Here is a 13,730-nt window from a genome sequence, read left to right on the forward strand (position 1 = left end):
TTACATCGAAGTGTTCTACAATCGCAAACGGCGACATAGTCATTTGAATCAGATGAGTCCCCTAGCTTTCGAGCAACAACAATTTGGAAGTTAAGAGTTGTCTACGAAATTAGGGGAAGTCCAGAGTTCCAATGACAACATTTAAGAAAAGTGCTGTCGCTCTTTTTCTTGGATTGTTGCTGACAATGGCAATTTCAACCGTTTTGTTGTATCTGAAATTACTGGTTGTATTCGCAGTATTATCCGCATTAGTCGGTTCACTTTTTTCATTTTTTTTTGGGTCTAACAGTTTGTTTTCCTCGGTTTGGTAGTCGAATATTGTTGGGGATGAAAAACAATTTCAAAGTGACTCGACTGTTACCAAAAAATGCATGTATGTAATGCGGTCTGTTAATGTGGTAAGAATACCATTTGAATACTAATTAAATTTATATAACAGTGATTTTGATAGTAATGGTGCCTGACCGCGGGAAAGAATTTGAAGGATTGCCTGTTTACGTATGTTTGTTCGCGACTGTTGTTTGGAAAATTGACCCTGCCGCTGAAATACATCTCAAATGAATTTCATGAAAGTGGTCCTTAGATTGATTTTCTTGAATCCGATGATCAAAAGTTCCCGTAGAAGATTGTGCGATCTCGCATTTACTTTATAAGGAAACGATCATGCTCAAATTCAATTTCGCTTTTATCTTTGCGGCAGCAATGGCGGCAACTGCGCTAAGCAATGCAGCTGATGTCATGGTGGGTGGTCAGAGTATGCTGGCAAACAAGGACATCATCGACAATGCGGTGAATTCTGCCGATCACACAACATTAGTCGCCGCAGTCAAAGCTGCAGGTCTGGTTGATACATTGAAGAGTAAAGGTCCGTTCACGGTGTTTGCACCGACGAATGCCGCATTTGCTAAGCTACCAGCCGGGACGGTAGAAACTTTGGTGAAGCCGGAAAACAAGGCGACGCTGACTAAAATTCTGACCTACCATGTAGTGCCAGGCAAGCATGACTTTATGAGTATTGCCGCTCAGATTAAAAAGCAAGGTGGTGTTGCAGAAATGGATACCGTAAGCGGTGGTAAATTGAAATTCATGATGAATGGCTCACATAATATTGCCGTCAAAGACGACAACGGCAATGTCGCCAACATCAGTACCTACGATGTATATCAGTCTAATGGTGTGATCAATGTTATTGATACTGTATTGATGCCTAAGTAGCTTGCCCTAGCTCGTAAGACCTCGACGTCCAAAAAACACCGGATGATTTGTCCGGTGTTTTTACGTCAGGCGCTTCATATTAAGAGCATATTGTCATCGCTGACTAATTGCGAACGTGCAGAGTTATTTAATTCTTTGCTTTTCCAGCTTGCGTGCCAGTGTGCGCCGATGCATGCCCAATCGTCTGGCTGTTTCAGATATATTAAAATCGGTTTCTGCCAGAACCTCATGAATTCTTTCCCATTCCAGGTTTTTGATCGATGTAGAACGATTCGTCAGTTCCACTTCAGCTGCGCCAGCAATATGACCGAAAGCTGCTTCAATATCGTCGGTATTTGATGGCTTGGACAGATATTGACAGGCACCTAATTTGACGGCCTCAACAGCAGTCGCAATACTAGCAAATCCTGTGAGTACCACAATCAACATCGCAGGATTGTGATGGTGCAATAGCTGAACGCAAGCCAGACCGGATGAATGGCCGTTGAGTTTGAGATCTACTACCGCGTATGCCGGTGTATGCGTTTTTAATAATTGTTCAGCATCTTCAAAACTGGTGGCATGCAGCACCATATACTGGCGTCGCTCAAATGAACGCGTCAGGGTTTTTGCGAATGCGGTATCGTCCTCAATAATAAGCAGTTGACGATTATCAGACATAAATTCTTCCAGTTTTTTTAAAGCATGATCGCTGAGAGCGGCAGAGTAAGTTCGACTACGGCGCCTCCTTCGGTACGATTGTGTACACGCATACTGCCGCCTAATTTTCGTGCCACATTCGTTACAAAAAATAGTCCTAATCCGCTGCCTGGTTGTGCTTTCGTTGATTGATAAGGTTCTCCGATTCTGGGTAGTATCGAGGGCGAAAATCCATGGCCTGAATCGGTGACTGTGAAGATCAGCATGTCGTTTTGCCGCTTAATTTCGAATCGTAACCAATCTGGCGATGCTTCTAATGCGTTATCTAGAACGTTATAGAGCATTTGCTTTAACGCGGTATCAAAAACGATGGCGATATCGTTACCGATATTGTTGAGAAACTCAAAACCGACAGGATGCCGGGTAGTCGTGAATTCCTGCACTAGTTCATTTAAAAAGGTCGTCATCGTGGTTTTGATCGCAGACTCTCCCCGTGCTTCGCCGGCAGAGAGCAAGATGCCGCTCACGATACTTTTACAGCGCTGCAGTTGAGTTTGCATTTCGCTGATTTCTTCGATTAGTTCGGTATTTTTGCTTAATTCAGGCATTCGTTTCCAGTCGCCGAGAATGACTGACAGAGTGGCGAGTGGCGTGCCTAATTCATGAGCTGCACCGGATGCCAATAGCCCCATGCGGACAATATGGTTTTCTTCAGCCGATTGCTGACGCAGATCGGCGAGTTGAATATCCCGAGCCTGAAGGTTGCGTGAAATGCGTTGAATAAAAAATACTAAGAGTGCGGCATTCAACACAAAACAAATAATCATGCCTGCGATATAAAGTTTTGACAGTCCGCCATTTTCTGCAACCGGGAGGGGCAGGGGGATAGAAAAAGTGGAAAGGCCTGCCAGGCACGCGCTGGAGATCATCGCAATGATCCAGCTCGACCATGCCTCCAGCAAGACGGCACTTAATATGACCTGTAAGAGATACAGCAGACAAAAGGGATTGGTCGTTCCGCCACTCAGATACAGCTGTGCGGTCAAGCTGGCAACATCGACCAGCAGCGCAAACAATAACTCACCGTTACTCACGACCGAGCGCTCGTGCCACCGCAGATGACTGGCGATATTGAAGGCAATTAAGCAGATCAGCACGAACAGCATTTTTAAAATCGGCAAATGGATATTGAATTCGACACTGACGATAAAAATAGTCGATAGTTGTCCCAATACTGCCATCCAGCGTAACTGAATGAGTTGCAGCATATTTTTATGACCCGCGGAGTTTTCGTAATCTTTGGCGATGGCTTGTTGAGTTTCCTTGACTCTTGGTTTTTCAGACAAGCCGATGTAATTGATCATGCAGATGATGCTCCACAGAGATTGGTTGTCGCCCGGCGGCATTCAATGATTTTACTAGCTCAGCACTGAATCACCATGATTACTTTTCTGGCGAACCAGAATGAAACAAGCGAAACAGGTCATCAGTGCTAGCAGGTACCAGACGATTGCATAGACCAGATGGTTGTTATGAAATTGAATGACGGTTAAACCACCTGCGGGAGTTGCGCCGGGTACCGTATTGGCGAATGCTTTCGCCTCCGGCGTCGCATCCATGTCAATGAAATAAGGAGCAACATGGCTCATCGCAAACGAGGCTGCCATTGCTTTGACATCGCGGGAATACCAGCGATGTTCTGCCGGTTTATTTGCTCGTAAAAAAGTACCGTCCGGTTCGCTGATTCGTAGTAGTCCCGTGACTACGATTTTATTTGAAGAGGAAGTCTGGTCGCTTGCTACCTTGATGGGCGGCGAAGAATTTTTTACAGATTCCTGTTGCAAGATTGCAGCATTTTTTTCCGACACAAAACCACGATTAATAAGAACGATGCATTCTTTACTGATCTCGAACGGTGTGATGACCCAGTAGCCGCGACCCAGTTCTGTGGAGGCGAGTACGAGAATGTTGCGTGTTGTGTTTGAACCTGCAAAGTTACCGCTGACACGGACATGCCGGTACTCGTCGGATTTTGCTGTGATCGTTGATGCAGTATTACAGGTAGGAGCATCTTGTGCAGGCGCATGAACGCGCTGTTCTACTCTTTGTATCAGGTCCAGTTTCCACTGTAAGCGATATATCTGCCAAGTTCCTAATACTATAAATCCAAGTGTTATTGCGACGAGGGTACATAAGATCCACCACCTCCAAGCGCCGGATGAAGATGATGGATTTCTCTTTATCGTAAATCCGTCGCTTGGTATGGCCGAGGGTGACTCGATAAGACTCATGGCATAGAGCGCATAGTCTTCATATCATCTGCTGGCTGCTTAGGTATAGCTGGTGGCGCTACCGGACTGACCACAGACTCCGGCTTAGTTTCTTGCATGGTGTCGTGCATCATGCCAGGCATCATATTGTGATTTAAGTGGTACATCACCCATAGCGAACCGCTCATCATAATGAAGACCAGCATGCCGGTGAAAAGCAGCGCCAGCATTGACCAGCCACCTTCGGACCTGGTATTCATGTGCAGGAAATACACCATATGTACCACGATCTGTACTGCCGCAAATCCGAGGAGAATAAATCCGGTCGTACTTGATTTATCAAAAACCTTGCCCATAACTAACCAGAATGGGATTGCCGTCAAAATCACTGCCAGGATAAATCCTGTGGCATAGCTTTTCAAACTGCCGTGATCGGCATGCATGTGACCATGTTCATGATGCCCGTCGTGATGACCGCTGTTGTCGTGGACATGCGCCATGTGTTCTTGGTTTGCGCTCATGGCAAGACTCCCATCAAATAAACAAAGGTAAAGACGCCGATCCAGACCACATCAAGAAAATGCCAAAACATAGACAGGCACATCAATCTTCTGCCGTTTTCTGGGATAAGGCCATGACGACCGATCTGGAACATCAATGTAATCAGCCAGACAATACCGAAGGTGACGTGCAAGCCATGTGTACCAACTAAGGCGAAGAACGAGGTCAGGAAGCCGCTATGTTGAGGACCGGCGCCTTCATGGATCAGATGTACAAATTCATACAGCTCAAAGCCAATAAAACAGGCTCCAAGCAAACCGGTAATGGCAAGCCAGATCAATGTGGCTGGAACGCGCTTACGCTGCATTTCCAACATGGCAAAGCCATAGGTGATCGAAGATAGCAAGAGCAGCGACGTATTGACAGCAACCAGCGGGAGATCAAATAGTTCTGCTCCTGTAGGGCCACCTGCATAGTTGCGACCGAGTACAGCATAGGTTGCAAACAGGCAGGCGAAAATCAGACAGTCACTCATTAGATAAAGCCAGAAGCCTAGCAAAGTGCCGTTTTCCGGATGATGCTCTTTGACATAGAAGTCACTGCTGGCATGCATGCTTGCGTGTGAAGTTACACTGTTGTTCAAGTTTGTGTCCTCGTTTGGAAAAGTTACCGTATTAGACATAGCTCGCACCTTGGCCGATACCTAACAAGCGGGTACGTTCGCCTTCTGTCGCGACGACATCAGCAGCAGGGATGTAGTAGTCACGTTTGTAATTGAAAGTGTGAACAATAATCGCCACCATCATTGCGGCAAAACCCAGGCTTGCCAGCAACCACATTTGCCAGATCAGGGCAAAACCACATGCCGCACTCAGCAAGGCGATGATGAAACCAGCGCCCGTGTTCTTTGGCATATGAATCGCGACAAAACCATCTTGAGGACGAGCGTATTGATTGCTTTTCATATCAGCCCATGCATCGTTGTCATAAACTTTAGGTGTGAACGCAAAGTTATAGGCTGGTGGTGGAGATGATGTTGACCATTCCAGCGTACGACCACCCCAAGGATCACCAGTAAAGTCACGCAATGAGGCGCGACGTTTAAAGCTGACATACAACTGAATGATGAAGGAGGCGATACCCAAAGCAATCAAGAAAGCACCGAATGCAGCGATCTGGAACCAGATTTGCAAAGTGGGATCTTCAAAATGGCTCAGGCGTCGTGTCACACCCATCAGGCCGAGTACATATAAGGGCATGAAAGCGAAGTAGAAACCGATCGTCCAGAACCAGAAGCAGCATTTGCCCCAGAAATCATCGAGTTTGTAACCAAACGCTTTTGGGAACCAGTAGTTAATTCCGGCGAACATGCCGAACAATACGCCACCAATAATCACGTTATGGAAGTGAGCGATCAGGAACAGACTATTATGCAGAACGAAATCGGCTGGCGGCACGGCTAACAACACGCCTGTCATGCCGCCGATGACGAAAGTGATCATAAAGCCGATAGTCCATAACATTGGTAATTCAAAGCGAATACGGCCACGGTACATTGTGAACAGCCAGTTAAATATCTTCGCACCGGTCGGGATAGAAATAATCATGGTCGTGATGCCGAAGAACGAATTGACACTCGCGCCAGATCCCATGGTAAAGAAGTGATGCAGCCATACCAGGTAAGACAAGATCGTAATCACCACGGTTGCATAGACCATGGAGGTATAGCCGAACAAACGCTTACTACAAAAGGTCGACACGATTTCAGAGAAAATACCGAACGCTGGCAAGACCAGAATATAGACTTCAGGATGACCCCAGATCCAGATCAGATTCACATACATCATGGCGTTGCCGCCCATGTCGTTAGTGAAGAAGTTGGTGCCGAACATACGATCCAGTGACAACATACCCAGCACCGCAGTCAGGACCGGGAAGGCAGCAACAATCAGTACGTTGGTGCACAGCGCAGTCCAAGTAAATACGGGCATCTTCATCATCGTCATGCCAGGGGCACGCATTTTTACGATCGTCGCTATCAGGTTAATCCCTGAGAGCAGTGTGCCAACACCAGCAATCTGTAGTGACCAGATGTAGTAATCAACGCCGACATCCGGGCTTGCCAGAATCCCGGACAGCGGCGGATAAGCCAGCCAGCCGGTACGGGCAAACTCACCTACAAACAGTGACGCCATCACCAGGCCGCCGCCGAATGCGGTCATCCAGAAGCTGAAGTTGTTTAGGAAAGGGAACGCCACATCGCGTGCACCAATCTGCAACGGTACTACATAGTTCATCAGTCCGGTGACCAAAGGCATCGCCACGAAAAAAATCATGATCACGCCATGCGCCGTAAAGATCTGGTCATAGTGATGTGGTGGCAAAAAACCGGCGGAATCACCGAATGCCAGCGCTTGCTGCAGACGCATCATGATGGCGTCTGCAAAGCCACGCAGTAGCATCACCAAAGCAAAAATTACATACATGATGCCGATACGTTTGTGGTCGATACTCGTGAACCAGTCACGCCATAGCATGCCCCACAAACGGAAATACGTCAGTGCGCCAAGAACGGCAGCACCGCCCAGACCGACCGCAATGAATGTCGCGAGCAGTATGGGTTCGTGAAAGGGGATGGCATCCCAGGTGAGACGGCCGAAAATCAACTTTGTCAGATCGATGTGGTCTTGCATCTTTATTTTCCGGTGGTAAGAGGGGATGCGGAGCAGATATCAGCATCTGTATTCAATGCGAGGCGCGACGTACTGTCTTGCTTTACGCGCTCAGCAAACATGTTAGTGAAACTGGTTTTGATACCCGATGCAGCATAGGCTTTTGCGTTTGCGTTTGCGTTTGCGCTGGCATTGCTCATCATCATTTTGTCCATACAGACCTCGCCATCTGCAACACAGCGGTTCAGGATGGCGTGATATAGATCCGCGTCAACGGCTGCATAGCGGCGTATCGGGTCGCGTTGACTAGACTTTTCCAATTGCAGATAGTCGTTGCGAGCCAGCGTGCTTCCTTGTGCCTTGGTTTTTTGTACCCAAAGATCAAAATCTTGTGCGCTTAAACCATGAAATTTGAACCGCATGTCCGAAAATCCTGCGCCACTGTAATTAGCGGAAAAACCATCAAACTCACCTGCTTTATTGATCACTGCATTCAGCGAGGTTTCCATGCCGGGCATGGCGTAGATCTGACCCGCCAAGGCAGGAATGAAAAAGGAGTTCATGACAGTAGATGCAGTGATTTTAAAATGCACAGGAACATCTACAGGTGCTGCCAGTTCATTCACCGTAGCGATTCCGAGGTCGGGGTAGATGAATAACCATTTCCAGTCCAAGGCTACCACTTCAACATTCAGCGTTTTGGTGCCCGCAGGGATGGGTTTATTTTCACTGATGCGTGACAATTTGCGGTAAGGATCTAGTGTATGGGTGCTAATCCAGGTAATCAGTCCCAGCGCAATAATGATCAGCAGAGGAGCGCCCCAAATCACGAGTTCCAGCTGGGTGGAATGATCCCAGTCTGGCTCATACGTGGCAGCGGTATTATTTTTTCTGTATCGCCATGCAAATAAAAATGTCAAAATGATCACGGGAACAATGATCAGTAACATGAGCATGGTGGATACCCAGATAAGATGGCTTTGCTGTGCCGCGATATCGCCGGAAGGATTCATTACAACGGTGTTGCAGCCTGCAAGCAAGACCGTTGGTAATAAAACCAACATGAACCGAGTTATTAGTGAAGTCATTTTTGAGCTATATCAATACTAAAAAAATTTGTGCTACTGTACTTCTAGTGACGGACATTGACGATTGGACGTTTTGTCCTACCCTAACCATACAGACATGAGTAACCGCAGAGTTACCGGCAATAACGACAGAGACGACCATGACTACCATTATCAGCAGCAGCGAAAAACAATCAAACTTCACTATAGATTCTTCTACAAAGAACACCAGAAATACCAAAGCCGATCACGGGTCAATTGCACCCGGAGAGATTGCGATCGGCGTTGTGATAGGGCGAGCATCGGAATACTTTGATTTTTTCGTGTACGCCATTGCATCGGTATTGGTTTTTCCAGAAGTATTTTTCCCTTTTGAGCAAAGACTCGAGGGTACGCTGTACGCTTTTGTTATTTTTTCATTCGCTTTTCTGGCGCGTCCTTTTGGGACGATCGCTTTCATGGAGATACAGCGCCGCCTTGGGCGTGAAGCGAAGTTGACGATCGCCTTATTTTTGTTAGGCATTTCTACAGCGGGCATCGCGTTTTTGCCGACATTTAGCCACCTCGGCGTGACGTCGATCGTCTTGCTGTCTGCGCTGAGAATAGGGCAGGGGCTTGCTCTGGGCGGTTCCTGGGATGGCTTGCCGTCCTTGCTTGCCTTGAATGCACCTCAGAATAAACGCGGCTGGTATGCGATGCTAGGACAACTGGGCGCGCCCGTTGGTTTTATGATTGCTGCAGGATTGTTTGCGTATCTTCTGGCAAATCTGTCGGCTGCCGATTTTCTCGATTGGGGCTGGCGGTATCCTTTTTATGTCGCTTTTGCTATCAATGTAGTGGCGCTGTTTGCCAGATTGAGACTGGTCTCCACTAATGAATACACGCACTTACTGGATGAAAAAGAACTGGAGCCAACCAACATCGTAGAAATGGCTGGTTCCCAAGGTCGTAATTTGCTGATCGGCGCGCTGGCTGCCCTGGCAAGTTATGCCTTGTTCCATCTGGTGACAGTGTTCCCGTTGTCCTGGATTACCTTGTATTCACAACGTGACCTCAGCCATTTTTTAATCATACAAATGATTGGTGCCGCATTGATGGCGGGTGGAGTAATTGTTTCTGGCCTGATTGCAGATCGTATCGGACGCCGTAAATTATTGGGCTCACTCGCATTAATGATTGCGGTGTTGAGCGGATTTGTGCCGACGCTACTGGGTGGCAGCGAGCTGGGGCAAAATATCTTTATTTTGCTCGGATTTAGTGTGCTGGGCTTGTCTTACGGTCAGGCAGCAGGAGCAGTAACGGCTAATTTTTTACCTAAATATCGCTACACCGGTGCTGCGTTAACTTCGGATATCTCCTGGCTGGTCGGTGCGGGGTTTGCTCCTTTAGTGGCGCTGGGCTTGTCGTCGCATTTTGGTCTGGAGTATGTCAGCCTGTACTTATTGTCTGGTGCCGCATGTTCCATGGCCGCCCTGAGTTTGAACCGTGCGCTTGAAATAAAAAATTGATGTGAAGAGGTAAGCTGAGTTTATAACGCTACATGGGGAACTGTTAAAAAACTCCATATTCCCAGGAATCGCTGACTTTTGCTTTTTTTTTGTGTCAACTCGTATCTGTTATGCGCGGGTTTAGTATTTGCATCAGTCCTGTAAATATCGGATTATGGAATAATTCGAACAATGAATCCGCAGTATTGATGCGCCTTCTGGAGTGAAATGCCTCTGGAAGGCGCATCAATACTGTGGACTAAATCCAGAAAATTTCTAAGAACCTCATCTCGGACATATCGCCTCGGGTTATGGCAAATTTTTAAGCCTTGTAACACCGGCTATTGGCGTATGAGTGCATCGGACTCAGTCATCTGCGAGGCGCTGCTATATATTGTTTAAAAGGCAAATCGAACGTCACCGATGTCCTGATAAGCCGCATTGTTCTTTTCGGGTTTATCGGTTCATGCAAGCCTCTCATATTCCATTGGAGTTAAACTCTTTTACATGAGAAAATATTTTCCCATGGAAATAATTGCCATGTGGAAATTAAAAAGTTACACTATGCGCCTTTGCTTTTGGCGAGTGTTGTCAGGGCAAATTCCTATTTTTTAATTTCTGGTGTAATGATGACAAAATTCCTGATCGCATCCCTCTTCTTAATTTCGGCGTCTTCTGCATTTGCTTCTGAAAGTGTGCCTGTTCTCGAAAAACAATCCTGTGAGAAACCAGCCTATCCAAAAGCGTCCTTGATGAATGAAGAATCTGGTACGGTTGTTTTCTCGGTCTTGGTCGGCCCGGATGATGCTGTAATGGACTCTAAAGTTGATAAGTCCAGTGGCTCAAAAACTCTGGATAAGGCAGCCTTGAAAACTTATACTGCATGCAAATTCAAGCCAGCGACAAAAGATGGCAAACCTCAGCAAGCCTGGACAAAAATTGAATATGTATGGAGCCTGACCTGATCATCAATTTGGCCGCTAACTTGTACATCGCTGTCAAAACTACCCGTCACTGATTTCCTCTGCTCAATCATCGCAAAACAATGCAACACTTGAGCGAACCTGGCTAAAGCAAATCAACGCAGATCAACGCATAAGCATGCGTGAAAATGTTCTGCTTTAACCGAGAGAATCGCGAACCCTGGTCGCTGATATATTTGCTAAACTAAAGGACTCACTACTTCTGGTTTTTGCAAATCATCTGATCCCATGAAAATTCAATCTGACGTATCTGCCAGCACTGCACGCACATTATCAAGCGTACTGGTGAATTCTATTGCCGGTCTGATTTTATGTTCGGCTAATTCCGTTTTTGCAGTGGACAAACCTGCCATATCAGCAGCATCTGTCGCCGCATCAACTGGTCACAGCGACTCAGGCGGTATCGATTGGCGTAAAGATAATGATGTGGACGCCGCATTTGTCCAAGCGAAGGCATCGAAGAAACCCTTGTTTTTATATTGGGGAGCCGTTTGGTGTCCGCCTTGTAATCAAGTCAAGGCAACTATTTTTAATCGGCAGGATTTTATCGACCGCTCCCGTCATTTCATCCCAGTGTATCTGGATGGTGATACACCAGGCGCGCAAAAACTGGCAGCCCGCTTCAAGGTGCGCGGGTATCCGACCATGATCTTGTTCAAGCCGGATGGTTCTGAAATCACGCGCTTACCTGGTGAGGTTGATGCTGAACGATATTTGCAAGTGCTGGTTTCGGCGATGAACAGTAGTTTGTCAGTGCAAGACAGTCTGAAGCTTGCTTTGGCCGGAAGTAAAAAAGTCAGCGCGGAGGACTGGAGTTTATTAGCAGATTATTCCTGGGATGATCCTGAGCAAAAGCTGGTCAATAACAAAGACGTTGCAAGTACTTTGTTTCGTCTGGCTGAGCTTTGTCCTGCCGGTCCCAATGCGACCCGCTTATACTTAAAAGCCTTGTCGGTGAGTGCTTCGACACCGCCGGGACAGAACAGTATTGACAAGACTGTAGCGGTGGAGAAGGTGATTAAGGCATTGGGAGATACTCATCTCGCCAGGGATAATATGGACATCGTCACCGGTAGTCCCGCTGAGTTACTGGATTATCTCAGCGCACCTAAAACCGATACCAGAAGTAAGTTGATTGCGGCACTGAATGCCGCTTTGCTTAAACTGGCCGATGACACAACCCTGTCAAAAACGGATCGTTTAGGTGCCGTCAATGGTTTAGCGACGCTGGCTAAATTAGATAACGCCAAACCTGAGCCTGGTTTTCTGAAAGATATTCAAAAACGTGTAACGCAGATTGAGCAGGCGACGACAGATGCGTATGAGCGTCAATCGGTCGTGAATGCTGCTGCGCATGCGTATGGCTCTGCGGGAATGCTGGATGAGTCTGACAATCTGCTGAAGGCAGAATTAAAGCGCTCACATTCGCCATATTATTTCATGTCCAGCTTAGCGTCGAATGCCAAGAAGCGCGGTGATAAAGCTGCCGCCGTGAACTGGTATGAGCAAGCCTATAATGCTGCCAAAGGTCCTGCAACGCGTTTGCAGTGGGGCTCCAGTTATGTCAGTGGTTTGACAGAATTGGCGGCATTGGAAGATGCACGCATAGAAAAAGCAGTGCAGAGCGTACTGGCAGAAATTGGCACTACCGAAAACGCATTTTATGAGCGTAACCGCGCCTATCTGGATCGTATGGGAAAGAAGCTATTGGAATGGAATAAGGATGGCAAACATCAAGCATCTTTCCAAAAAATCCGCACACAACTCGACGGCATTTGTGCAAAATTGCCGGCAAATGATCCGCAACGGGCAGCATGTCAGGCTGTTCTGAGCAACGCTAAATCTTGAGACACTCCTGATAAAAAAACAGCTCACACGCTGAAAAGCATGTGAGCTGTTTTTTTATCTTCAGGCAAGTGCTGAAAGGCGCTTTTAGTATTATTTATATATGGGCATACCGTGTTTTTATGCGCGACTGCAATAACATTGAATGCTTAAACCATTTCTGGAACTGGTTCACTAATAGCCACTGGAACCAAAATACCTTTCGCCGGATGGCCTGCAAGGAACATTTTCAGTTCACCCGGGTGGAATGCGGACCATGCTTCATCGGATGTGAGTGGTTTGGTAGCAATCACGGCGATTTTATCGTCAGGTTTATTAAATTGACTAAAATCGATGCTCTTGTCGCAGTCGATCAAGGCCGCGGTAGAGAATGGATACTCACGCACGACATAGTGTAAGTTGGTGGAGCAGTGTGCAAAAAGAGCATCGCCGTTGGACAGCATAAAGTTGAATACCCCGTGCGAGGCGATTTCCCGCGTGATATCGGTGATTGCATCGAACAGGACATCTGATTCTGGAATGGTCTGTGCGCTGGCATCTGGAAAGCGCGTACGCAGGCCTTCCATTAGATAGCAGAACGCCCATTCACTATCGGTTTCACCAACCGGATGGTAGAGGCCTTGTAATTCGGGATGGAAATTTTTCAGATCACCATTGTGGGCAAAGATCCAGTACCGCCCCCATAGCTCACGCATAAAGGGATGATTATTTTCCAGAATGATTGTGCCCTGAGTCGCTTTGCGTATATGCGCAATGACGTTGCAGGATTTGATGGGATTGCGTTTGATCATCTCGGCCAGAGGCGAGGTGATGGAAGACAGGTGATCAGTGAATAAGCGGCAACCAGAGCCGTGATAAAAGGCGATACCCCAACCATCCTTGTGTTCATCCGTCAGGCCGCCACGCGCTGAAAATCCTTCAAACGAGAAGGTGATCTCAGCGGGGTTATTGCAATTCATTCCGAGTAACTGACACATCGCCTGCTATCCTGACACTAAAAACAAAGTACTACTTCTAAAATACTCTTGCTGTGAAGTAAGGTGTAAATTAT

General features: G+C 47.0%; 13 protein-coding genes. 5 read left to right on the plus strand and 8 right to left on the minus strand.

Annotation, left to right across the window (positions count from 1 at the left end):
• Together ACO0LE_RS18060 and ACO0LE_RS18065 are read left to right on the plus strand one after the other, a co-directional pair.
• Positions 1-94: IS3 family transposase (locus ACO0LE_RS18060; protein ID WP_422961654.1), on the plus strand; the 94-nt coding region annotated here is incomplete at its 5' end.
• A gap of 569 nt (positions 95-663) precedes the next feature.
• Entirely contained in the window at positions 664-1,215 is a 552-nt protein-coding gene (locus ACO0LE_RS18065; protein ID WP_422961731.1) for a fasciclin domain-containing protein, read from the plus strand.
• A gap of 123 nt (positions 1,216-1,338) precedes the next feature.
• On the opposite strand, the gene ACO0LE_RS18070 is transcribed toward ACO0LE_RS18065, so the two are convergent.
• From ACO0LE_RS18070 to cyoA, 7 genes are all read right to left on the minus strand, one after another.
• Positions 1,339-1,875, minus strand: coding sequence for a response regulator transcription factor (locus ACO0LE_RS18070; protein WP_422961732.1), 537 nt, complete (start codon positions 1,873-1,875; stop codon positions 1,339-1,341).
• Between the two features lie 17 nt (positions 1,876-1,892).
• Positions 1,893-3,218 (minus strand): ATP-binding protein, encoded by a 1,326-nt coding sequence (locus tag ACO0LE_RS18075; protein WP_422961733.1) that lies wholly within the window; start codon positions 3,216-3,218, stop codon positions 1,893-1,895.
• 54 nt (positions 3,219-3,272) lie between these two features.
• Positions 3,273-4,145, minus strand: coding sequence for an SURF1 family protein (locus tag ACO0LE_RS18080; RefSeq protein ID WP_422961734.1), 873 nt, complete (start codon positions 4,143-4,145; stop codon positions 3,273-3,275).
• Positions 4,142-4,645, minus strand: coding sequence for a cytochrome o ubiquinol oxidase subunit IV (cyoD, locus tag ACO0LE_RS18085; RefSeq protein ID WP_422961735.1), 504 nt, complete (start codon positions 4,643-4,645; stop codon positions 4,142-4,144). Before cyoD ends, ACO0LE_RS18080 begins: the two co-directional genes overlap by 4 nt.
• Positions 4,642-5,238 carry a cytochrome o ubiquinol oxidase subunit III gene (gene cyoC, locus ACO0LE_RS18090; protein ID WP_422961764.1) on the minus strand — a complete coding sequence of 199 codons (597 nt, stop codon included), beginning with the start codon at positions 5,236-5,238 and terminating at the stop codon, positions 4,642-4,644. Before cyoC ends, cyoD begins: the two co-directional genes overlap by 4 nt.
• 61 nt (positions 5,239-5,299) lie before the next feature.
• Complete coding sequence (gene cyoB, locus ACO0LE_RS18095; RefSeq protein ID WP_422961736.1) at positions 5,300-7,318, minus strand: cytochrome o ubiquinol oxidase subunit I; 2,019 nt, start codon at positions 7,316-7,318, stop codon at positions 5,300-5,302.
• Between the two features lie 2 nt (positions 7,319-7,320).
• Complete coding sequence (gene cyoA, locus ACO0LE_RS18100; protein ID WP_422961737.1) at positions 7,321-8,385, minus strand: ubiquinol oxidase subunit II; 1,065 nt, start codon at positions 8,383-8,385, stop codon at positions 7,321-7,323.
• 140 nt (positions 8,386-8,525) lie between these two features.
• Here cyoA and ACO0LE_RS18105 point away from each other — a divergent pair, with 140 nt between their 5' ends.
• The 3 genes from ACO0LE_RS18105 (at position 8,526) to ACO0LE_RS18115 (ending at position 12,682) form a co-directional block, all read left to right on the plus strand.
• Complete coding sequence (locus tag ACO0LE_RS18105) at positions 8,526-9,872, plus strand: MFS transporter (RefSeq protein ID WP_422961738.1); 1,347 nt, start codon at positions 8,526-8,528, stop codon at positions 9,870-9,872.
• A 521-nt stretch (positions 9,873-10,393) separates the two neighbouring features.
• Positions 10,394-10,816: an energy transducer TonB gene (locus ACO0LE_RS18110; RefSeq protein WP_422961739.1), complete on the plus strand. Its 423-nt coding sequence runs from the start codon at positions 10,394-10,396 to the stop codon at positions 10,814-10,816.
• A 246-nt stretch (positions 10,817-11,062) separates the two neighbouring features.
• Positions 11,063-12,682 carry a thioredoxin family protein gene (locus ACO0LE_RS18115; protein WP_422961740.1) on the plus strand — a complete coding sequence of 540 codons (1,620 nt, stop codon included), beginning with the start codon at positions 11,063-11,065 and terminating at the stop codon, positions 12,680-12,682.
• Between the two features lie 146 nt (positions 12,683-12,828).
• Here ACO0LE_RS18115 and ACO0LE_RS18120 read toward each other — a convergent pair whose 3' ends face one another.
• Positions 12,829-13,656: a class II glutamine amidotransferase gene (locus ACO0LE_RS18120; protein ID WP_422961741.1), complete on the minus strand. Its 828-nt coding sequence runs from the start codon at positions 13,654-13,656 to the stop codon at positions 12,829-12,831.
• Between the last annotated feature and the right edge of the window lie 74 nt (positions 13,657-13,730).

The organism is Undibacterium sp. Xuan67W, from assembly GCF_049340165.1.
GTDB lineage: Bacteria > Pseudomonadota > Gammaproteobacteria > Burkholderiales > Burkholderiaceae_D > Undibacterium.